The 20095-nt window shown below is 54.4% G+C and carries 22 protein-coding genes; 14 read left to right on the top strand and 8 right to left on the bottom strand.

From position 1 onward, the window contains the following. Positions 1–74: 74 nt before the first annotated feature. Positions 75–1679, bottom strand: coding sequence for a carbamoyltransferase (locus tag F7C11_RS04205; protein ID WP_297091268.1), 1605 nt, complete (start codon positions 1677–1679; stop codon positions 75–77). Between the two features lie 89 nt (positions 1680–1768). Here F7C11_RS04205 and F7C11_RS04200 point away from each other — a divergent pair, with 89 nt between their 5' ends. Beyond that, on the top strand, positions 1769–2155 hold the full coding sequence (locus tag F7C11_RS04200; RefSeq protein WP_297091266.1) for a pyrolysin: 387 nt from the start codon (positions 1769–1771) through the stop codon (positions 2153–2155). Between the two features lie 50 nt (positions 2156–2205). Here F7C11_RS04200 and proS read toward each other — a convergent pair whose 3' ends face one another. Continuing rightward, positions 2206–3651 carry a proline--tRNA ligase gene (gene proS / locus F7C11_RS04195; RefSeq protein WP_297091264.1) on the bottom strand — a complete coding sequence of 482 codons (1446 nt, stop codon included), beginning with the start codon at positions 3649–3651 and terminating at the stop codon, positions 2206–2208. A gap of 125 nt (positions 3652–3776) precedes the next feature. Between proS and F7C11_RS04190 the strand changes: the two genes are divergently transcribed. The 5 genes from F7C11_RS04190 to F7C11_RS04170 are packed head-to-tail and all read left to right on the top strand — an operon-like array spanning position 3777 to position 7253. Then, positions 3777–4778, top strand: a complete 1002-nt coding sequence (locus F7C11_RS04190; protein WP_297091263.1) for a 2-hydroxyacid dehydrogenase — start codon at positions 3777–3779, stop codon at positions 4776–4778. Between the two features lie 10 nt (positions 4779–4788). Further along, positions 4789–5784 carry a M42 family metallopeptidase gene (locus F7C11_RS04185; protein ID WP_297091261.1) on the top strand — a complete coding sequence of 332 codons (996 nt, stop codon included), beginning with the start codon at positions 4789–4791 and terminating at the stop codon, positions 5782–5784. Between the two features lie 33 nt (positions 5785–5817). After that, positions 5818–6081, top strand: coding sequence for an AbrB/MazE/SpoVT family DNA-binding domain-containing protein (locus F7C11_RS04180; protein ID WP_297091259.1), 264 nt, complete (start codon positions 5818–5820; stop codon positions 6079–6081). After that, a complete protein-coding gene (locus F7C11_RS04175; RefSeq protein WP_297091257.1) occupies positions 6056–6484 on the top strand; it encodes a PIN domain-containing protein in 429 nt (142 codons plus the stop codon). Before F7C11_RS04180 ends, F7C11_RS04175 begins: the two co-directional genes overlap by 26 nt. Before the next feature lie 4 nt (positions 6485–6488). After that, entirely contained in the window at positions 6489–7253 is a 765-nt protein-coding gene (locus F7C11_RS04170) for a sulfite exporter TauE/SafE family protein (RefSeq protein WP_297091255.1), read from the top strand. On the opposite strand, the gene F7C11_RS04165 is transcribed toward F7C11_RS04170, so the two are convergent. Further along, entirely contained in the window at positions 7195–7755 is a 561-nt protein-coding gene (locus tag F7C11_RS04165; protein WP_297091254.1) for a hypothetical protein, read from the bottom strand. The two genes, F7C11_RS04170 and F7C11_RS04165, sit on opposite strands and share 59 nt — an antisense overlap. Positions 7756–7800: 45 nt before the next feature. On the opposite strand from F7C11_RS04165, the gene F7C11_RS04160 reads away from it, so the two are divergent. From F7C11_RS04160 to F7C11_RS04135, 6 genes are all read left to right on the top strand, one after another. After that, positions 7801–8532, top strand: coding sequence for a sulfite exporter TauE/SafE family protein (locus F7C11_RS04160; protein ID WP_297091252.1), 732 nt, complete (start codon positions 7801–7803; stop codon positions 8530–8532). A 260-nt stretch (positions 8533–8792) separates the two neighbouring features. After that, a complete protein-coding gene (locus tag F7C11_RS04155) occupies positions 8793–9998 on the top strand; it encodes a hypothetical protein (RefSeq protein WP_297091250.1) in 1206 nt (401 codons plus the stop codon). A gap of 32 nt (positions 9999–10030) precedes the next feature. After that, complete coding sequence (locus tag F7C11_RS04150; RefSeq protein ID WP_297091248.1) at positions 10031–10870, top strand: helix-turn-helix domain-containing protein; 840 nt, start codon at positions 10031–10033, stop codon at positions 10868–10870. Positions 10871–10875: 5 nt separating this feature from the next. Further along, positions 10876–11019 carry a hypothetical protein gene (locus F7C11_RS04145; protein WP_297091246.1) on the top strand — a complete coding sequence of 48 codons (144 nt, stop codon included), beginning with the start codon at positions 10876–10878 and terminating at the stop codon, positions 11017–11019. A gap of 5 nt (positions 11020–11024) precedes the next feature. Continuing rightward, positions 11025–12296, top strand: a complete 1272-nt coding sequence (locus tag F7C11_RS04140) for a hypothetical protein (protein ID WP_297091244.1) — start codon at positions 11025–11027, stop codon at positions 12294–12296. 56 nt (positions 12297–12352) lie between these two features. Next, positions 12353–13288 (top strand): helix-turn-helix domain-containing protein, encoded by a 936-nt coding sequence (locus tag F7C11_RS04135; protein ID WP_297091242.1) that lies wholly within the window; start codon positions 12353–12355, stop codon positions 13286–13288. Positions 13289–13319: 31 nt separating this feature from the next. Here F7C11_RS04135 and F7C11_RS04130 read toward each other — a convergent pair whose 3' ends face one another. The 4 genes from F7C11_RS04130 to F7C11_RS04115 form a co-directional block, all read right to left on the bottom strand. Beyond that, complete coding sequence (locus tag F7C11_RS04130) at positions 13320–14699, bottom strand: ATP-binding protein (RefSeq protein WP_297091240.1); 1380 nt, start codon at positions 14697–14699, stop codon at positions 13320–13322. Between the two features lie 162 nt (positions 14700–14861). Then, entirely contained in the window at positions 14862–17096 is a 2235-nt protein-coding gene (metG, locus tag F7C11_RS04125; RefSeq protein WP_297091299.1) for a methionine--tRNA ligase, read from the bottom strand. Positions 17097–17201: 105 nt separating this feature from the next. Next, positions 17202–17621: a type II toxin-antitoxin system VapC family toxin gene (locus F7C11_RS04120; RefSeq protein ID WP_297091238.1), complete on the bottom strand. Its 420-nt coding sequence runs from the start codon at positions 17619–17621 to the stop codon at positions 17202–17204. Further along, the gene (locus F7C11_RS04115; RefSeq protein ID WP_297091236.1) at positions 17602–17847 is read right to left on the bottom strand and encodes a hypothetical protein; all 246 of its coding nucleotides are present in this window, start codon (positions 17845–17847) and stop codon (positions 17602–17604) included. The genes F7C11_RS04120 and F7C11_RS04115 overlap by 20 nt, the downstream gene beginning before the upstream one ends. Positions 17848–17997: 150 nt before the next feature. On the opposite strand from F7C11_RS04115, the gene F7C11_RS04110 reads away from it, so the two are divergent. Together F7C11_RS04110 and F7C11_RS04105 are read left to right on the top strand one after the other, a co-directional pair. Next, positions 17998–18213 carry a hypothetical protein gene (locus F7C11_RS04110; protein WP_297091234.1) on the top strand — a complete coding sequence of 72 codons (216 nt, stop codon included), beginning with the start codon at positions 17998–18000 and terminating at the stop codon, positions 18211–18213. Next, on the top strand, positions 18200–18661 hold the full coding sequence (locus F7C11_RS04105; RefSeq protein ID WP_297091233.1) for a PIN domain-containing protein: 462 nt from the start codon (positions 18200–18202) through the stop codon (positions 18659–18661). Before F7C11_RS04110 ends, F7C11_RS04105 begins: the two co-directional genes overlap by 14 nt. A gap of 29 nt (positions 18662–18690) precedes the next feature. Here F7C11_RS04105 and F7C11_RS04100 read toward each other — a convergent pair whose 3' ends face one another. Beyond that, on the bottom strand, positions 18691–20064 hold the full coding sequence (locus tag F7C11_RS04100) for a hypothetical protein (RefSeq protein WP_297091232.1): 1374 nt from the start codon (positions 20062–20064) through the stop codon (positions 18691–18693). Positions 20065–20095: the final 31 nt, after the last annotated feature.

Genomic DNA, 20095 nt, shown 5'->3' with positions numbered 1-20095 from the left:
TCACCGCTTTTCCTTCGGGACAATGTTTATAACTTTACCTCAACGAAAAGATGTTCATCGAAGTGCTGAATGGTTCACTGATGAACAGCATATCCCTCAACAATGAGCAGGTCAAGCCCTGCCCTCCGGAACGTCCTCAACGCGTCCCCGGGCGAGCAGACGATGGGCTCCCCGTGCATGTTGAAGCTCGTGTTCAGCACCGCGCCCAGGCCGGTCTTCCGCTCAAAAGCCTTGATCGTCCCGTAGTAAACCGGGTTGATTTCTTCTCTCACCGCCTGCGGTCTCGTCGTACCGTCCACGTGGACGACGGCCGGGGCAAGTTCCCTAAAGCTTTTGCTCGCGGTGTAGCTCATCGTCATGAACTCGTTGGGTCTGCCGTTGAGGTCTTCAAGGTACTCCCCTGCCTTCTCCCACAGAAGGGAAGGCGCGAATGGCTGGAAGACGTCGCGCTTCAGGGCAACGTTGAGCCTCTCCTTGACGGTCCCGTCCATGGGGTTTGCCAGAATCGAGCGGTTGCCCAGTGCCCTCGGCCCGAACTCCATAGCTCCCCGGAAAAAGCCAACGAGCTTCCTCTCAACGAGGGCATCGGCGATGAAAGAAACATCGGCCTCTTCGAACTCCACCCCTTCCTTCTTCAACAGCTCCTCGACTTCTTCAGGCCCGTATGAGGGGCCGAGGTAAACGTGCTCCAGCCTGGAGGGTCTCCACCTCCCGTCGAGCCTCTCGAACTGAGCCTTCACAAAAACCGCCGCCCCGAAGGCCAGTCCCCCGTCGTCCATCGCCGGAAAGACCCAGAGACTGTCGTCTCCAAAGATTTTCCTCAGCACCGCGTTGGCTTTTACGTTCTGGGCAACTCCGCCTGCGTAGGCAAGGGGGAGGCTTCTTGACCTGAGCTTCAACCCGAGCTCCTCCATCAGCTTCTCCAGATGTGCCTGGGCGCTTGCTGCTATCTCTATGGCCTTTTTTTGGAGTTTGCCCTCAAGATTTCCGCGCTTCATCTGGAGGGCAATCTCTTTGGAGTGGCGGAGGGGATAGCCGAAGAGCTCGGCGAGCTTCCTCGTGGCCTCAATTCCAATGGTTCCAAGATGGTTGTCGAAGCTCAGCCCGTTGAGCTCTATGATTGAGCTTAAGTCATAGGTTGGCCTGCCGTAGGCGGCCAGGCTCATTACCTTCCCCTCGTGGCGCATCGGCTTGAAACCCAAAAGCTCGGTAACTGAGGCGTAGAAATCCCCGGGGGAGTCGAGGTAGGTGCTCTGGGCAATCCGTATCATCTCGCCGTCTCTTGCGATGTAAATCGAGGCGCTCAGCCCGTCACCGGCGGCGTCTATGCTTACCGCCAGGGCGTCCCTCCAGCCCGAGGTGTAGTAGGCCGAAGCTGAGTGGGCGAGATGGTGCTCAACGAAGATAACCTTCTCCTTAAACCCGGGGCCGAAGAGGGCGCGGAGGTTGGTCTCAAGCTCAAGAAGTCGTTTCTGCTTTCGGAATATGCCAGCCACGGCGATGATCTCAACGTCTTCTGGCCTCGCGCCCGCCATCTCCATGACTTTCCTTACGCTGAGGATGGGGAAGCCCCGGTATTTTTTGACCCTGTTGAGCCTTTCCTCGTTGACGGCGAATACCCTGTCTCCATTTATGAGTACCGCACCGGCGTCGTGACCGTCGTGGATTCCCAGAATCATGGTGGTGCATTCCACCTTCCTTTTTTAAAGGTTGGGGAGGGGAAGAATTTAAAAATCCCGCCAGATTAGTACACATCGGAGGTGAAACCATGAAGAAGGCTGCTGCAATCATTGCCCTGCTTTTCCTGGCGCTCGTTCCCATTGCGGGTGCCACCACGTGGAATTACGAAAACTTCGTCAAGCAGTCAATCGCCTGGTACTACCTGTACCAGAGCGATGAGCAGAAGTTCAGCGAGCTCTACAACCTCAGCGTCCAGATGAACGTCAGCAACGAGACCCTTGCCCTTGCGATGGAGCTTTACAACAACGCAAGCGCCGAGTACAGCCAAGCGATAACCTACGGAATTCCTCAGGAGACCCAGACGTTCCGCTGGGTCGTCTTCAGCGTCCACATAAGGAAGGCCTACCTCTACATAAGCCAGGCCGTTGAGGTTCTTGAAGAGGCGCTCGCTCTCCCTGAGAATCAGACCTCATGATTTCTCTTCTTTTATTCCCCTGAACTAAGGATAAATGTTGAAAGAAGAGGTCAGTAAGTTCTTGCAAACCTTGCCACGAACTTGGCTTCCCTCCCGCAGACCGGACACTTCTTACCCTCTATCCTGGCTTTCTCCTCCGGGTAGGGCGTTCCAAGCATCTTGGCGTCAAGTATCTCCTCCATCTCAAGACCGCAGCTCTCTTCACCGCACCAGGCTATCTCCACTATTCCGCGCCTGTCCTCGAAAACGGCCTTGGCTTCCTCAATGGTCTCAACGCGCTTTATGTGGCTCTCAAGGAACTCCTTTGCCCTGCTGTGGAGGTTCTCGTGAATGTCATCCAGAATCATTCTGACTTCGTCAACGATGGCCTCGCGTTCGACCGTGACCTTCTCAAGGGTATCCCGCCTCGCAAGGACGGCCTTCTTGCCCTCGACGTCCCTCGGGCCAACTTCCACGCGGAGGGGAACCCCCTTGAGCTCCCAGTCATAGAACTTTCTTCCCGGTCTTATGTCGCGCTCGTCAACGTGCACCCTGAGACCTGCTGTTCTTAGCTCCTCCGCTATCTCGCGAGCGTAGGCGAAGACGTCAGCCTCGGCGTCCTTCTTGGGAATTGGCACGATCACAACCTGTATCGGGGCTATAGTGGGGGGCAGAACCATTCCCCTGTCGTCGCCGTGTATGGCTATGACGGCCGCGAGAAGGCGCTCGCTCATTCCGAAGGTGGTCTGGTGGACGTACTCGTGGTCTCCACTCTCAGTCTCGTACTGGATGTTGTAGGCCCTTGCGAAGTTCTGGCGGTAATTGTGCATGGTGCCTATCTGGAGCGTCCTGCCGTCGGGCATCATGACCTCGGCTCCGAGGGAGTAGTAGGCACCGGGGAACTTGTCCCAGTCGGGGCGCTTGGAGACTATGTATGGCAGGGCCAAGAACTTTGCAAGCCTGTCAAATATCTCAAGATCCTCCTTTATCTGCCTCTCCGCGTCCTCGTAGCTGTCGTGAGCGGTGTGCGACTCAAAAAAGCGGCTTATTTCTCTGACCCTGATCAGAGGCCTCGTGTGCTTGGTCTCGTAGCGGTAAACGTTCACTATCTGGTAGATTTTGAAGGGCAAATCCGCGTGGGAGCGGATCCACAGGGAGAACATCGAGTACATAGCCGTCTCGCTCGTTGGCCTCAGGATGAGCCTGACGTCGAGGGGGTCGTGGCCTGCGTGGGTTACCCAAAACACCTCTCCCTCGAAGCCTGCTATGTGCTCGGCCTCCTTCTGGAACTCGGTCTCAGGGATGAGCGCCGGGAACAGAACCTCGTTGTGCCCGGTCCTCTCCATCTCGGAGTGTATGAACCTCTCGATGTTTCTCATGATTTTCAGCCCATACGGGAGCCAGATGTTCATCCCCTTGACCGGATAGCGCTTGTCCTGGATTCCAGCCGTCTCAATCAGCTCGTTGTACCACTCACTGAACTCCTCGCTCCACTTCTTCCTCTCCACCTTACCCATCTACACCACCTAAAGGGAGAAACCGGAAAAGTTTTTAAGTTTTCCCGGTGGCGGCTCGGCTTTTTGACGAATCCCATGCAAAAACCTTATTAGGGTCGTTTCGATAAGCATCTTAAGGTGATACCATGAGGCCGAAGGTGGCCGTTCTCTTTAAGATGAAGAGCAAGCCCGTTGAGGAGCTCAGGAAATATGCGGACGTCGAGTTTGTCCTGTATCCAAGCGTGGAGGAGCTCAGGGAGAGGATAGGAGAGTTTGATGGCGTAATAATCTCCCCGTTGAACAGGTTTCCACGCGAGGTCATCGAGAGAGCCGGGAGGCTTAAGGTCATCAGCTGTCATTCCGCCGGCTACGACCACGTTGACGTTAAGGCCGCAACCGAGAGGGGGATATACGTCACCAAGGTATCCGGCGTCCTGAGCGAGGCCGTTGCGGAGTTTGCCATCGGCCTGGCCATAGCACTCCTCAGGAAGATAGCCTACACCGACAAACTCATCCGCTCCGGGAAGTGGGAGAGCCATGCCGTGATATGGAGCAGCTTCAAGGACATAGAGACCGTCTACGGCAAGAAGGTCGGAATCCTCGGCATGGGCGCCATCGGGAAGGCCATAGCAAGGAGAATGAAGGCCATGGGGACGGAGATACTCTACTGGTCCCGCTCCCGGAAGCCCGATATCGAACAGGAAGTTGGGGCCAGGTACATGCCGCTCGAAGACGTCCTGAGGAAGAGCGACATCGTTATACTCGCCCTCCCGGCAACGCCCGAGACCTACCACATAATCAACAAGGAAAGGATCGAACTCCTTGAAGGCAAGTACCTGGTGAACATAGGGCGCGGCACGCTGGTGGACGAGAAAGCTATTGTCAAGGCCATCGAAGAGGGCAAACTCAAGGGCTACGCAACGGACGTCTTTGAGAATGAGCCAGTACAGAAGCACGAGCTGTTTAAGTACGAGTGGGAGACAGTTCTGACCCCCCATCACGCCGGCCTTTCGAGGGAGGCCATGGAGGACATGGGCTTCCAGGCCGTTAGGAATCTCCTCGCGGTTCTCCGCGGGGAAGTCCCGGAAACGCTCGTGAACCGCGAGGTGGTTGAGATACGCTCCCCAGAGGAGGTTAAGATGCTTTGAGGTGGTTGTGATGCTTGTCGAGGAGCTGAGGGAAATAACCGGGATCCCCGGTATTTCGGGCTATGAGGAGAGGATACGGGAAAAGATAGCCGAGTGGGTTGAACCCTACGCCGACTACACGGTCGACACGATTGGAAACCTCGTCGTCGAGCTCGGCGAGGGCGAGCTTAAGGGGGTCTTCATGGCCCACATGGACGAGATAGGCCTTCTGATAACAGGTGTAAGGCCGGACGGAAGGCTCACCTTCAGGAAAATCGGTGGAATAGACGACAGGCTCCTCTACGGAAGACATCTCGACGTCATAACCGAGAACGGAAAGCTCGACGGCGTCATTGGAGCGCTTCCGGTGCACCTCAACCTCGAAAGGAAGTTCGACACGGTTCCATGGAGCAGGCTGGTCATAGACATAGGTGCCGAGAGCAGGGAGGAGGCGGAAGCGCTTGGGGTCAAGGTGCTGGACTACGCGGTCTTTAAGAAGCACTTCGCGGTTCTCAACAACCGCTACATCTCGACCCGTTCTCTGGATGACCGCTTTGGGGTTGTCGCCCTCGTGGAGGCGATCAAGGACCTCGTTGACCACGACCTGGAGGGGAAGTGGATCTTCGCCTTCACCGTGCAGGAGGAGATAGGCCTCAAGGGAGCAAAGTTCCTGGCCGAGCATTACACTCCAAAGTACGCCTTTGCCATCGACTCCTTTGCCTGCTGCGGGGACATAACCGGCGATGTGAGGCTCGGCGGTGGCGCTGTGATAAGGGCCGTTGACAACTCCGCGATCTACACGAGGAAGCTGGCCAGAAAGGTTGCCGAGATAGCGTCCAGGAACGAGATTCCCCTCCAGATAGGCGTCACAGGCGGCGGGACGGACGCCTCGGTGTTCCAGCATAAGAGTGAGGTCATGGCCCTGAGCGTCCCGATAAGGTACCTCCACAGCGAGGTCGAGACCCTCCACCTGGCTGACCTTGAGGCGCTGATAAAGCTTATAGAAGCGATAGCGTTTGAACTGTAAAGCTTAAATATTCCTGATGCATATGTGGGATTGGTGGGAAAAGTGGGACTGACTAAGGTCGACACCAAAGGCAGGGTGGTCATTCCGAAGGATATCAGAAAAAGGATGGGCATAAAGCCCGGAGAAGAGTTCCTGATAACTGAGATAGATGGGGATACGATAGTCATGAAACGCTTCGACGTCAGGAAGATGCTTGAAGAAATGATAAAGAACGCCAAAGGCATCAATCTCGACGAACTAAAGGAAGAAACCGAGAAAGAGGGGAATAGGGTTGCGAAAGAGCTCTATGGCCTCTAAATTTCTCCTGGACACCAACGTCTTTATAGTTGCAGTGAAAAAGGGCTGGACGGACACCACAGAGCTCCTGCTCCATATTTTATCCGATGATAAATACGGGGTTATTGGAAACGATGTCCTGCTGGCCGAGTATCGGAAATATGCGGAGAGGCTCAATTCCTGGAATTTCTACGAGTTCCTGAGGCTCAGAATGGAAATAGTTAATCCCAGCCGAGAAGAGGTGCTTCGTCTCCTTCCCTACTTTCCTCCCACTCAGATCGCTGATGCGGTGCACGTGGCCACCTGTCTGAAAACGGGGGCGGTATTGATAACCAATGATAGGCATTTTGAGAAGGTGGCCGAAGAAGGTCTGATTGAAGTGTGGAGCATAAGCGAAGCAATACGAAGGATTCTGAGGAGGTGATTGAGTGCTGAAATATCTAGGCTACTTCGCGGTCGGAGTATTCATCGGCATCCTTGCGGCCCTCTTTGGTCTCGGGGGTGGATTCCTGATAGTCCCCACGCTCAACTTCCTCGGCGTCGAGATACACCACGCCGTCGGAACGTCGAGCGCCGCTGTGGTTTTTACCTCCCTCAGCTCGGCCATAGCTTACTCAAGGCAGAGGAGGATACACTACAAGGTCGGCCTTCTGCTGGCCTCAACTGCCGTAGTCGGTGCCTACATCGGCGCGTGGCTGACTTCCTTTATAAGCGCCGCCCAGCTGAAGGTCATCTTCGGTCTCGCCCTTGTGGTAGTCGCCGTCAGGATATACCGCAAGAAAACCGCAGAGCCGAGCGAGGTTAAGCTTGAAGAAGTGCAGGTCAACTACAAGCTGGTGCCGGTCGGCGGCTTCTTCGCCGGAATCGCCAGCGGTCTGCTCGGCGTCGGCGGCGGAATAATCAACGTGCCCTTCCTGACCTACCTCGGTCTGCCCATACACTACGCGGTGGCAACCTCCAGCTTTGCGATAGTCTTCACCGCGACCGCTGGAGCGCTCAAGCACTACGCCATGGGCAACGTTGAGACCCAGTGGCTGGTACTCCTCGTGCCGGGCCTCATAATCGGCGCCCAGCTCGGTGCGAGAATAGCCAAGAGAACCAAGGCAGCGTCGCTTAAGAAGGCCTTCGCAGTGGTCATGGCCCTCTTGGCTCTGAGGATGATACTGAAGGGTCTCGGCCTTCCGATTCCGTGAGCCCTTCTCTCCTTCTTTCTTTTAGATAAGCCGCCCCAAGTAGGAGAGTCAGGGCTATCATGACCACCCACGCGATCACCAGGGGCCTGTCGTAGGGATAGTACAGTTCGCCCGTGAGCGCGTAGGGCAGGGAAACGGGCAGCAGCAGGAGGCTGAGAACCAGTCCGATGAATCCTCCCACCAGGAACATCAGGACGTTCCCGGTACCGTAGCCCATTTCGCCCCCGAGGGCAAGCTCGGCACGGTAGCCGATTAAGGCTGTTAGGATGAGGACGCCTCCAGCCAGAATAGGGTTCAAAAGACTCAGCTCTCCATTTCTCCACCCATACAGGCCGTAAGCGAGCACCAGCACCAATCCCGCCCCGGCACAGCCCATCCAGGCAGAGAGGTCTTTGTAGAATCCATACGGGGCGTCCCAGTTGGCAAAGGCTATTGCACCTGGCTGGGTGAGGACAAAAACAAGGAGCACCAGGAACCAGAACCTCAGCTCCAATGCCTTCACGCAACCACCGGAGAATTTTTAACGCTCCACCTGAAAAGAGTTTCCATGCTGGAGTACCTCGCGGACTTCCTCCTGGGTCTTGGCATCGGTCTAATAGCCGGCCTCTTCGGGGTCGGTGGGGGGTTTCTCATCGTTCCGGCCCTCACCATACTGGGCCTTCCCATACACGTGGCCATCGGAACTAGTCTAGCGTGCATAGTTCTCAGTTCTCTCTCAGCCGCGGTTACCCATATAAGGCGGGGAACAGTTCTCTACCGTGTTGTTGCCATTAAGGAAGTGTTCTCGGTCCCTGCCGCCTTAATGGGTGCGTACGCTTCCTCACTGCTCCCGGAGGATGCTCTCAAGGCCATATTTATACTGCTCCTCCTGTACCTCTCGTTTAAAATGTGGAGGGACGAAACCGCCGCCGACCTTGGGGGAGGGGAACTCAAAACCCTCCGGATTTCGGCAGTGGGGATTCTCTCCGGGTTGATCTCCGGACTGCTGGGAATCAGCGGGGGCATTTTAAACGTCCCTCTCTTCCATGCCTACGTCAGGATTCCCATGAAATACGCCGTTGGGACCTCAAGTCTCGCCCTTTTCTTCACCGCCCTCGCAGCCTCTTTCGGTCACTACCGCCTCGGGCAGGTCGATATACACACGGCTCTTCTTCTTGCACCTGGCCTTCTTGTGGGGGCCAGAATCGGTGCCCTTCTGGTCCACAGAGCCCACCCCAGGCACCTTCGGAAGGCATTTTCCGTTATATTGGTGGCCGTAGCACTCAGAATGCTCCTTTAGGGCACATATTTATTAACACCTCACCGAATACGGCACTTGAGGAACTTGACTGTGGATTTCGGGGGGACGTGCCGAGCATTGCCGTGGGTGGATGCAGAAATCGGGACACGGAGTTTAATCCTTCATTCAAACCTGCGAACAGGAGATATGCCTTACAGACAGCCTATTTGGGCTGGTTGAAAAGAATGGAACGCTCTGAAACGTTCGTTCCGTCGGAGTCCTCAAATACGTTAAGTGCCTAGCCTTCATAGGTGATGCCCATGAAGGGTATGAAGGGTTTTGCACTGGCCCTGGCAGCCTTGCTACTTGGTAGCATAATACCGCTGGGCCTGGCTGAGAGCAACAGCACCACCGGGTCGTACACCGGAGTTCTCGACAACAGCACCAGAGAGATGGTGATAGCGGGTCAGCTGATCGACCAGCTTCAGAGGCTTAGCAAGTTCGCCGAGGACAAGATAGAGCCCATAAAGGACAAGCTGCCCGAGAACTCCACGATACTCACCCACTACGAGCTCGCAGAGGACTACAAGGAAAAAGCGGTGAGTGAGTACGAGGCGGGCGACTACTACAACTCGATACTGGACAGCCTTACGGCCATGCACCACTACAAGGTTGCCCTCTCAGCGCTTAAGGAGGCCAAAGAGAAGGTACAGGACGTCAGAGAGCGCATCAAAATGGAAATCGAGCGCATGACGGAGTACTTCAGGTTCGTTGAAAAGACAATCAGGCTGGCGGAGAACCAGGGAATAGACGTGGGCAACCTGACCGCGCTCTACAACGAGACCAGAGATGCCTACAAAGTTGTGCTCGATGACCTTAAGGCCGGGGACTACGAAAAGGCGAAGGCAGACTATGAAGTCGCCAAGGAGAAGAAAGCCCTCCTCGACGAGGAGCTGAGGAAGGTCCGCGAGGAGCTGGCCTACGCAAACGCCGAGGAGATCGTCAAAGACTTCCTGATCAAGGGCGAGAAGAGTATGGAAATAGCCCAGAAGGCGATTGAAGTCGGGGAACAGAACGGTTACAACGTGACGGAGCTCCAGGAGAGGCTCAATGCTTTCTCGGAGGTTTACAGTCAGGTCAAGGCCCTCGCTGACGAGGGTAAATGGGAGGACGCCCTGACAGTCATGAAGGATAACAGGGAAACCATAGTTGAGTTCCACAACGCCGTTGAGTTCGTGCTCAGGAAGGTTCGTGAGAGGGAGCTCGATGAAAAGCTGAAGGACGTTCGCGCTTTCCTCAGGGAGATGAACGACAGGATTCAGAAGGATGCAAAGGCTCTCAGGGAGCTCAAGAGCAGGGGCGTTGACACCACCAGGGCGGAGGTTCGGCTGAAGGTGGCCGCCCAGGAGCTCAGGATAGGCGTCGAGCTCCTCAAAGCAAAGAAGCCCCTCCAGGCCAAGGCGCACTTCGCCATAGCGCTGGACATGCTCCACAAGGTCGATGAGTTTATACTCGCCCACTCCTGACCTTTCCTTTTTCATTGCGGAGGGATGCTTAAATGAGACTCAGATGTGTCCCAATCATAATGATGATAACGCTCATCCTCCTGCAGGGGGTTAGTGCGTATACCATCTCATCCCTGGTTCTGACGGTCTACAATGACGGTTACGTCAGGGTTGAATATGAGATACTGCCCGCGGAGTATTCCTCTCAGATTGAACTCCCCCTCCTCGGCGACCATTACGAGAACGTTATCGTCGAGGACGGGAACGGAAATCCCCTTAACTTCAGGCTTGAGAACGGAAGCCTCCTCATATATTCCGGAGACGCCGGCATGGTCAGGGTCTCCTACTATACCCCGGACCTGACCGCAAAGGAGGGTGTGGTGTGGACGCTTCACGTCGCGACCAACGATTCCTTCACTGTGGTGCTGCCCGGGAATGCCATAGTGGTCGACCTGAGCGACATACCCCTCGAAATAGCCGGAAACTCGATAACCATGCCCCCCGGAAACCAGAGCGTCTCCTACACATTCAACGGCAGGGGAGCCGGCAGTGAAGGTGGGACGGGGAGTTCTACGTACCTGCCAATCCTGGCCGGTCTTGGAGTGATCGGAGGTCTAGCCTACGTGCTCTGGAGGATAAAAAGCGGGGGAAAATCAATGCCCACCCGCGAGGAGTTCCGGGCCAGGCTTGAGAACCTCGACCTCAACGAGGAGGAGAAGCGCGCATTGCTCTACATCTTCTATAAGGGCGGGAAGGCAAGCCAGGCGGAGGTCCGTGAAGCGGTAGGCCTGCCAAAAACCACCGCATGGAGGATGTTCAAGAGGCTTGAGAGGAAGGGGCTGGTAAGGATACTGAAGGGGAAGAAGGAAAACTGGGTGGAACTTAGATTTTAGGGCTGATGAAGAGGGGGAAGCCCTTCAACGTTCTCCTTCCTCTTTCTGAATGCTTTTTTTATGAAAGAGAAACCCGGAGAAACGTTTTGAAACGGGAAAAGTCCGGCGGGTTCCTAATATACGTGTGGAGCCTACCCACCATCAGGTGAGAGCCATGAAGATGAGTATGAAAACACTGCTGGTGCTCTTCATAGGAGCACTGATACCGCTCAGCACCGCTGCGTGGGCGGCCAGCGTAAACGCCACGGCAACCAACACGACCGCGGTGAGCAACCAGACCCTACCGGTCAACGCCACGAACGTAACCAACACCACCCCGGTCAACATGACCAACGCCACCAATACGACGAACATGAGCGGCGTTCAGGCGTACAACCTTCTTGTGATACTTGATAAGGTCGCCAACTACACCGCCGGCCTGATAGCCGAGCTCAACGCGAGCAACGTCACGATTTCCAACTACACCCTCGACCTCTACTACCGGGCCGAGGCAACCCGCGCTCAGGCGTGGGAGCTTTACAACGCGGGCAACTACAGCGAGAGCATAAACGCCTCTATGAACGCCCTCTACCTCTACAAGGAGGTCATCGAGGAGCTTACCGACTACTACGAGGAACACAAGGAGAAGAAAATGGAGGAAGAGCACGATTACTATGAGACAATAATGGACGCCAAGGAGGAGCTGCACCGGGCCGCGGAGTACTTCCCGTACGTTGAGAAGGTCATAGAAGAAGCCAAAGCGGAGGGCCTCAACGTTACCTACGTCATGGAGCTCTACAACGAGACCAAGGCCGCCTATATGGTCGTTGCCCAGGACCTCGCCAGCGGCAACATCACCGCCCTCAAGGCAGACCTTGAGTACGCGGAGGAGCTCATGGACAAGCTTGAAGATGCCGTTGAGGAACTCCAGGAGCAGATCGTTACAGCCAAGGCCGATGAGATCAGCCAGGCCTTCATGGAGAAGCTCCAGGAGCAGATGAAGCTCATGCAGGAGCTAATGGCCATGCTCGGGAACTCAACTATCAACGCCACATACCTCCAGGAGAACCTGATGGAGCTCCAGACCATGTACGAGGGGTTCAACGCCCTCGTTGAGAGCGGCCAGTATGAGGAAGCCCTCGACATGCTCCACGACATCAACGAGGAGCTGAAGGAAATAATGGAGGACACCAAGGAGATAGAGAAGGAGTACAAGGAGGAGAAAGAGCACAAGGAGAAGGAGCATGAGGACGAATACGAGGAGGACCACAAGGAAAAAGACGATCACAAGGACGAATACACCAGCGATGAGAGCGAAGATGACCAGAATGGGGACTATGAGGAGCAGGATTCCCACGATGAGGACAACGGCCAGCATGAGGACTCCGAGGACGACAGCTGGAGCGAGGAACACAGCGGCGAGGACGACTCGGAGGACGAAGGGTGAACCTCCCCTTCTAATATCTTTTTAAGGAGGATTTCTTAATTTCTGGAGGTGCTGGGATGAGGAGCAAAGCAGCGATGGTGCTCGTAATTGCGCTCATGATCCTGCCCCTCGTAAGCGGGCAGTATTCGGTCGAGTCTCTGGGTCTCACGGTCTATTCCGACGGGTACGTTAAGGTAGTTGAGGTTATCGTCCCCGAGAACTACACCGTTAGCTTTTCAGTCCCCCTTCTCGCAACCAACGTTGAGGGGCTGACCGTTATCGATGAAAATGGAAAACCCCTGCCGTACGAGATAAACGGCTCCGTCCTTACCGTGTACTTTGAAAACGCCACGGGCGTTAAAATAACCTATTACACCCCCGACCTGACCGCGAAAAATGGTGCCATATGGAGCCTCAGTTTCAGCTCAGCCGTCCCCGTTAAAATCACGTTTCCGGATAACGCTGTCATAGTTGACCTTACAGACATACCCCTTGAGATAAACGGGAACTCCATACTAATGCCCTCCGGAAACCAGACGGTCTCCTACGTCATCCAGTACCGGCCACCAGAAACAGAGGTCCCAACCTCCGGAACGACCACTGAACTTTCCAATTCGACGGCGCCCTCCAACCCGGTCTCCCCATCCCAAACCCCGACCACTCCGGCTGGAGGCTCCACAAACTGGACGACAATTGGCATACTGGCCCTCCTCGCACTGGCCGCCGGTGGGGGCTTCCTCTACATGAAGCGCGGGGAGGAAGAGGGAGGAGCCCTTGGCATCAGCAGGGAGGACTTCGAGAGACGCCTCAAGGAGTACGAACTGACAAAGGACGAGGAGAAGGCCCTGCTCTACCTGTTCGACAGGGGCGGGAGGGCCAAGCAGGCCGAGGTAAGGGAGATGCTGGGCATTCCAAAGACGACCGCCTGGAGGATGTTCCAGCGCCTTGAGAAGCAGGGGCTGGTGAGGGTCTACAAGAAGAAGAGAGAGAACTGGGTGGAGTTGAGGCTTTAGATGGGTCTTTGTTCGAGACTTCCATTTAATTTCAATCTTTCTGAGGGGGGATAACTCCTCTGAAATCCTCCAAGTCCCAAGCAAAGTAGCCCTTATCCCTAAGACTGTCTTTCCTCTCGATGCCCTTTGCCACTATCCCATAGTTCTCTTCCCATCCATCCAAACCAACAAGCCCGGCCTTCTTTTCCAAGTTCTTCAGAATTCCTCCGGCTTCCCTTTCTTTAAGGTTCTTCCACTTGACCTCAACGAACAGCGCTTTCTTATTCCTTTCGTCGAGTGCAAGGAGGTCAATTTCCTCGTTTTTTCTCCACCAGCGGCCGATTTTGGTGGGATGTAGCGGAAGCTTTCTCCCCCTGTAAAGTTCGATGAGGAATTCCCTCGCCACGTCCTCAAAAACGTCCCCCAGGTAATGGTTGTACCCCTCAATGAACTCGTCCCAGAAGTTGAAGTTCTCAAACTCTACCTCATTCCGGTAACGCTCAACAAAGCGGAAGTAGAAGGCCAGATAGTTGTCATCAATCTTGTACAGAGTGTTTTTTGTCTTCGGCTTTGCCGTTACAGGGATTTCTCGTCTAAGGAAGCCGAGTCTCTCAAGAACTTCGACGTATTTGAAGAGGTTCGAGCGTGGTATTCCAGTGTGGGTGCTTATCTCGTTGAATCTCCGCTTTCCCTCGGCGACCGCCTTGAGGATGAGCTTGTAAACCCTCGGCTCCCTCAGCTCGCTCGACATAAGGAAGTCCGCCTCAGCGTAGAGAAAGCCCCTCTTGTCAAAGGCCAGTCTCTTCACGTCCTCAAACCTCTTAAAGAGCTCCAGATAAGCTGGAATTCCACCGGTTATCCCGTATATCCTGACCGCCTCTTCAATATCCACCCCCAGGAATTTCCATGAGTCGAAGAATCCTAACGGAGAGAGTTTTATCTGGCCGTCTCTCCTGCCGTAGAGGGGGCTCTTCTGGCTCAGGACGTGCTCCTCCATCATGCCAACGGAGGAACCGACGAGGATTAGGTGGAGGCTGGATGCCCTCACTATCTCATCCACTATGTACTGGAACTCGCTGAGAACCCTTTTGTCGGACTGGATGAGGTATGGGAACTCGTCTATAACGACTACTATCTTTTCCTTCTCCGATAGATACTTGAAAACGTCGGAAAAGCTTGAAAACGATGTCTCGCTTAGAAAAGTGGAGGGAAACCTCTCAAGCACCGTCCTTGAAAACTCCCTCAGATTGTCAGAGTAGGTGCTGTTCCGGGCGAGGTAGTAAACGGAGGGTTTATTGGCTATAAACTCCTTGAGCAGTCTTGTTTTGCCGACTCTCCTCCTCCCGTAAACGGGGAGGAACGAATTTTCCTTCCCCCAGAGCCTTTGGAGGAACTCAAGTTCCCGCTCCCTGTCAATGAAAGTTATTGACATGGTATAATACTTGGTCTATAACTTTTTAAGAATTTCGCTGAGTCTAGCTTTTACGACTCTAGGGCCCTAAGTTTATCAATGAGCCCTGCAACTTTTCAAGAGCTTTTTCACAACCCTACAGAACCACTGGGGAATGCAAAAACGAGAATGGAAAGAAAAGCCTCACCTTATCCTTGCACCCAGCTTTATTTCTTTGTCCGGCATGAGCAAAGCGACGTTCTCGCCGTCGTCGGCCGCCAAAAGCATCCCCTGGCTCTCAACGCCGCGGAGCTTCTTGGGTTCAAGGTTCGCTATGATGACGACGTAGTGGTTCAGCAGCTCTTCCGGCTTGTAGTACTTCTTCAGCCCGGCGACGAGCTGTCTGACCTCGTCCCCGAGGTCGACCTTCACCACGTAGAGCCTGTCGGCGTTGGGGTGGTCACTGACCTCGATTATCTTCCCAACCCTAAGATCAAGCTTCAGGAAGTCATCAAAGCTTATGTACTCCATGCCCTCACCACCTTTCTCCTTTTTCTTTGCCTTTTCCTTCTTCGAGGCCTTTCCGGGCTTTTCGGATTTGGCCCCGATTTCCTCCCCGTAGATGCTCTTAAGGATTGCCATCGCCTCTTCCTGTTTGGCATCTCCAAAGCGCTCGAGTGCAACCTTCACTACATCATCCCGCCTGTAGTACTTGTCAAGGAGCAGCCTGGCGCTCTTGGGATTGCCCCGGGCTATGTAGTTCACGATGAAGTAGATGATGTCCCCGTCGGTCACCTTCTTGAACATTGGGCTGGCCTTTCTAACGCGGTGGCCAGCAGGAAGCTCGGTGAACTCCCACCGCTTGAGCTCTTCAAGGTTGAGTAGGTGCCATATCTTCTCGCTCGCATCGGGGAGGAACGGCTCAAGGAGTACTCCAAGGGCCTTGACTATCTGGAGGGAGATGTTCACGGTGGTCGCGGTCCTTACGCGGTCGGTCTTGGCGGTCTTCCACGGCTTCTGGTAGTCAAAGTAGCGGTTGCCGAAGATGGCGAGCTCCATAACGCGCTTGAGGGCGTCCTTGAACTTGTACTGGGCTATCAGCTTTCCTGTGTCCTCAAAGGCCCTCTCAATTTCCTCAAAGGCCTGCCTGTCGAGGTCGTCGAGTTCGCCCCTCTCCGGAACTATGCCGTCGAAGTAGCGGTTGGCGAAGGTGAGTGCGCGGTGCACGAAGTTGCCGAGGTTGTTTACAAGCTCCTCGTTTATCTTGCTCTTGAAGTCCGCGAAGCTGAAGTCGCTGTCGCGAGTCTCGGGCATTATCGCGGTGAGGTAGTAGCGGAGGTAGTCGGCCGGGAAGGCGTTGAGGAACTCGTGAACCCATATGGCCCAGTTCCTGCTGGTGGAGAACTTCTTGCCCTCAAGGTTCAGGTACTCATTGGCGGGGATGTCGTAGGGGAGAAGCCACTCCGCCTCGACTTCCTCATCTTTGTACCTGCCGTAGGCCATCAGGAAGGCCGGCCAGAATATGGCGTGGAAGGGCACGTTGTCCTTGCCTATGAAGTGGATGACCCTGGTTTGCCCGTCGAGGTTGAGCCAGAACTTCTTCCACTCGTTCTCCCTTCCCTCTTTCTTCAGGTGCTCGATGGTGATGCTGATGTAGCCTATGGGTGCCTCGAACCATACGTAGAGCACCTTTCCTTTGATGTCCTCGTCGTCGAGCGGGACTGGGATTCCCCAGTCGAGGTCGCGCGTTATGGCCCTCTCTTCGAGGCCCTCCCGTATCCAGCCGAGAACGGTGTTTCTGACGTTCGGCTTCCAGTGTTTCTGGCCTTCCACCCACTCCTTCAGCCGCTCTTCGAAGTCCTGCATCCGGATGTAGTAGTGGGCAGAGTCCTTTGTGGTGATTGGATTACCGCACAGGTTGCAGCGCGGGTTTATGAGTATCTCGGGAGTCAGCGGGTGGCCGCAGACCTCACACTGGTCGCCGCGCTGGTTTTCGGCGCCGCAGTAGGGACAGGTTCCTATCACAAACCTGTCCGGGAGAAACATCTTGTCGTGCTCGCAGTAGGCCTGCTTGGTGACCTTCTTGACGAGATGCCCGTTTTCGAGTGCCTTGAGGAAGAACTCCTGGCTTATCCGGTAGTGAACCGGCAGTTCAGTCCTCCCGAAGTAGTCGAAGCTTATCTTGGCCCTCTCGAAGGTCGTCTTTATGTGCTCGTGGAACTCGTCGACTATCTCCCTGGCGCTCCTGTTCTCCTTGAGCGCGCGGAAGGTTATCGGCGTCCCGTGCTCGTCGGTTCCGCAGATGAAAAGCACTTCCTCGCCCCTGAGCCTGAGGTAGCGGACGAATATATCCGCCGGCAGGTAAGCTCCGGCGAGGTGTCCCGCGTGAATCGGCCCGTTAGCGTAAGGGAGTGCCGATGTGACCATATACCTGACCATTTTAACCACCGTCCGCCAATGGTTCTGCTCCCTTATAAGGACTTCGCGTTAAAAGAATTACGGTGGGTTATTAAGTAGGGAAGAAAATATGCAGGGTTTGATATATCAGAGCAGAACCACATTGAGGCCGAGCTCTCTGGCGATCTCTCCTTGCTTTTCGTCGCAGGTAACCAGGGGCGCGTTAAGTGCCTTCGCCTGAGCTATGAAGAGGGCATCGTAAACCGTAATCCCTTTTTCGAGGGCGATCCTGAAGGCCTCACCGAGGTACTTCGCGTTATCTTCCACTTTGAGGGCGCCACTTTCCACGAGTTCCATAACTCCCTCAAAGAGCTCCTCCGCCTTTTCTTTCTCAATCGTCTCCATCTTTACCGCGTGCTTCCAGAGGACGTTGGCAGTCTCAATGAGGAGCAACTCGACGGTAATGGGCTCTTCCTCGGGCTGGAGATAGGGGATCACTTCCTCCCAGCCCTCTTCCTTGAGGAGGAACTTTGAGAATGCCGAGGTGTCAATGACTCTCACGGTCATCCCTCACGAGCCGCTTTGAGGTGCCCTTGGGGACACCGGGAAGGGACTCAACGAGATTGAGGAGCCTCTCAAAGGCCTCCCTTTTTCTCTCCTCCTCTATGCGCCCGGCTATGAACTCCCTTATCTCGGCACTCCAGTTTACCTTTCCCCTATACTTCTCCATCTCCCTCTTGAGCTCCTCGGGAATCCGGACGGTCACAACGGCCGAGCCCATGTAGTTCACCATGATGGTCTTTTGTATTACATGATTTAAGGTTTTCGTATGACGTTCTCTGGGTTAAACAAAAGACTCGGAGGGTTTCTCATGGCTGCCCGTCTTCGGGTCAAGTGGTCAGAGAACGGAAAGGGTTAAGAGGTTTGATGAGAAGTTCCCATCATGGGAGAAGTTGAGATCGTGATAAAGGTGCCCGAAGGTGTTGATCCCGAGGCTATCGTCGCAAAGGCGAAGGCATTAGCGGAGTGGGAGCGAATACTCAAGGCGGCGGAGAAGAGAAAGAGGGAACTAGCGCTCCAAATGGCCGAAAAGCTGAAGGGGAAGGCTGAAGAATTCGAAGAACTGGTGGCGGAGGGGTACTTGGTTGATATACGTTGACGCAAACATCATCTATAATGCCCTTGTGGAAACCGAGCTTACTGATTATGCCCTCAAGGCATTGAAATTCGAGGGGAAAGTTACCTCGTGGACTGCAATAAACGAGGTGGTTTACACGCTGTTCAGGAAAATGGCTGAAAAAGAGGGCTTCAGGACGATATACTCCATCAAGGAAATGCCCAGAGACCTACGGAAGGGATTACTTGACAAGGCCTACCTGACGGTGGAGAGATTTCTTCTGGAGAAAGGGATAACCTCCATTCCCGAACCGCATAACGAGTACGTGGCGCACCAGATTTCCGTTGAGTATGGACTGTTGCCAGCTGATGCCATGATACTCGCCACTGCATTGAGTCACGGAATAGACAAGATCGCCACGCTGGACAGGGACTTTAAAGCGGCAAAGGGAATAATCACGCTCCTGCCAAAGGAGTACTGGGGAGTTTAGGGCTTTCCAAAGACATCCGAAAATCAGCGCTACCTCTCCAGTGTCTTCACTCGTGCCGTTTCAAGGTGCGGCTTCAACTCCTCGTGCATCTTCTCCAGCACTTCTTTCTTGATCAGGTACTTGTCCTCCACTCCCCAGGCTCGCTTGTTCTCTATTAAATACTCCGGGTTCCCAAGGGTTCTTTCTATTGCCTCCTGGGTTCTGTCCAGTAAGTCCCTTTCCACTACCAGTATCGTTCTCGCGTCCAGATAGTCAATTTCACCCCTCTTGACCCTCTCCGCCAGCGCTTTAATATCCTCTAACATCCCTGCAGCATGCTCCCTCACCAATGGGACCATCTTCGGATCAATGTGTCTCTCCTCCAATGGTACTATCGTTCCCTTCATCCAGTTCTTCTCCACCAGTTCCGCCGCCTTCTCCGCCACGTGCTTCTTCGCCAGAACCTTCTCCCGGAGGTTCCTCAACTCTGCCGCTGGAACTCCACCGTATATCCGCGCCGGTGTTGACTCCTTCAACGCACGTATCTGGTTCTCCAACCACACCGCCGTCGCCAGCCGTGGAGCAACAACCTTCACCTGCTCCTCCGGCACCCCCTTCGCCCTTAGTTCTTCCTCCACCTGCTTCTGAACCTGCTTGAACTTGGTGGCTTGTATCTCTTCCGGCTTCTTCCCGCTGATCTCCGCCAGGAACTCTCTAAATTCCTCAAGTTCTGGCTCGATGTCCACACCATTTCTTTTGAGAATGTACAACGGATCTTCCGTTTCTTCAGCCAATGCTTGATACAGTGCATCCAGTCGCTCTTCGGAGGCATCTGCTACCAGTTTGTCAGCTATTTTTGCCGCTTTCTGGAACGCGATCACTAGCTTGTCTTTATCCTCCTCCTTTGCGGGGATTCCCCTATCCTTCGCGAATTGAATGATCAACTCTGCGAGCATTTCCGGATTACTCCTTAATTTTTCGAACTCATGCCCCTCAACGACGAGTCCGTCTAGCGCGTCTCCAACTGCGTGCCCAACGTGCTTGGATGTGCTCTTTGCTAGGTGAGACAGCGTCAGTGCCAGGAACGGATGGACAATGTGGATTTTTATTGCGTCTTTATGTTTCGCGCGTACCCCCCTTTTGTGGTGAGCGTGAGCTTCTATGCTCTTTATATATATATATATATACTTTTTGCCTTCTTTGCTTGGCAGGTGCTCTATATCCAAGATCTTGTACATCCTCCGAACGTCCTGTTCGGGGTCTGCGTTTGCGGCGAGTTCTGGCAGATTCTTAGTCATGCTTGCAATAAGCCATCCTATTTTTTTCACCTGTTCAACTGTCAGCCCGTACTTCCGGGCCAGTCGCCTGTATCTTTCCATGAGGTCCTCTTCCTTTTTCCTCCCGAATATAAACATCCCTATCATCTTGCACCCCTCATTGATACTACTTCTTCGT

This window comes from Thermococcus sp., from assembly GCF_015521605.1.
GTDB lineage: Archaea > Methanobacteriota_B > Thermococci > Thermococcales > Thermococcaceae > Thermococcus.
The sequence above is the reverse complement of the archived record's forward strand: the minus strand, read 5'-3'. Positions and strand labels throughout refer to the sequence as shown.

Coding starts and splice junctions, on each gene's coding strand:
- F7C11_RS04205 (WP_297091268.1), bottom strand. CDS start 1,679: ATGATTCTGGGAATCCACGACGGTCACGACGCCGGTGCGGTACTCATA.
- F7C11_RS04200 (WP_297091266.1), top strand. CDS start 1,769: ATGAAGAAGGCTGCTGCAATCATTGCCCTGCTTTTCCTGGCGCTCGTT.
- proS (WP_297091264.1), bottom strand. CDS start 3,651: ATGGGTAAGGTGGAGAGGAAGAAGTGGAGCGAGGAGTTCAGTGAGTGG.
- F7C11_RS04190 (WP_297091263.1), top strand. CDS start 3,777: ATGAGGCCGAAGGTGGCCGTTCTCTTTAAGATGAAGAGCAAGCCCGTT.
- F7C11_RS04185 (WP_297091261.1), top strand. CDS start 4,789: ATGCTTGTCGAGGAGCTGAGGGAAATAACCGGGATCCCCGGTATTTCG.
- F7C11_RS04160 (WP_297091252.1), top strand. CDS start 7,801: ATGCTGGAGTACCTCGCGGACTTCCTCCTGGGTCTTGGCATCGGTCTA.
- F7C11_RS04155 (WP_297091250.1), top strand. CDS start 8,793: ATGAAGGGTATGAAGGGTTTTGCACTGGCCCTGGCAGCCTTGCTACTT.
- F7C11_RS04150 (WP_297091248.1), top strand. CDS start 10,031: ATGAGACTCAGATGTGTCCCAATCATAATGATGATAACGCTCATCCTC.
- F7C11_RS04145 (WP_297091246.1), top strand. CDS start 10,876: ATGAAGAGGGGGAAGCCCTTCAACGTTCTCCTTCCTCTTTCTGAATGC.
- F7C11_RS04140 (WP_297091244.1), top strand. CDS start 11,025: ATGAAGATGAGTATGAAAACACTGCTGGTGCTCTTCATAGGAGCACTG.
- F7C11_RS04135 (WP_297091242.1), top strand. CDS start 12,353: ATGAGGAGCAAAGCAGCGATGGTGCTCGTAATTGCGCTCATGATCCTG.
- F7C11_RS04130 (WP_297091240.1), bottom strand. CDS start 14,699: ATGTCAATAACTTTCATTGACAGGGAGCGGGAACTTGAGTTCCTCCAA.
- metG (WP_297091299.1), bottom strand. CDS start 17,096: ATGGTCAGGTATATGGTCACATCGGCACTCCCTTACGCTAACGGGCCG.
- F7C11_RS04120 (WP_297091238.1), bottom strand. CDS start 17,621: ATGACCGTGAGAGTCATTGACACCTCGGCATTCTCAAAGTTCCTCCTC.
- F7C11_RS04115 (WP_297091236.1), bottom strand. CDS start 17,847: ATGGTGAACTACATGGGCTCGGCCGTTGTGACCGTCCGGATTCCCGAG.
- F7C11_RS04110 (WP_297091234.1), top strand. CDS start 17,998: ATGGGAGAAGTTGAGATCGTGATAAAGGTGCCCGAAGGTGTTGATCCC.
- F7C11_RS04100 (WP_297091232.1), bottom strand. CDS start 20,064: ATGATAGGGATGTTTATATTCGGGAGGAAAAAGGAAGAGGACCTCATG.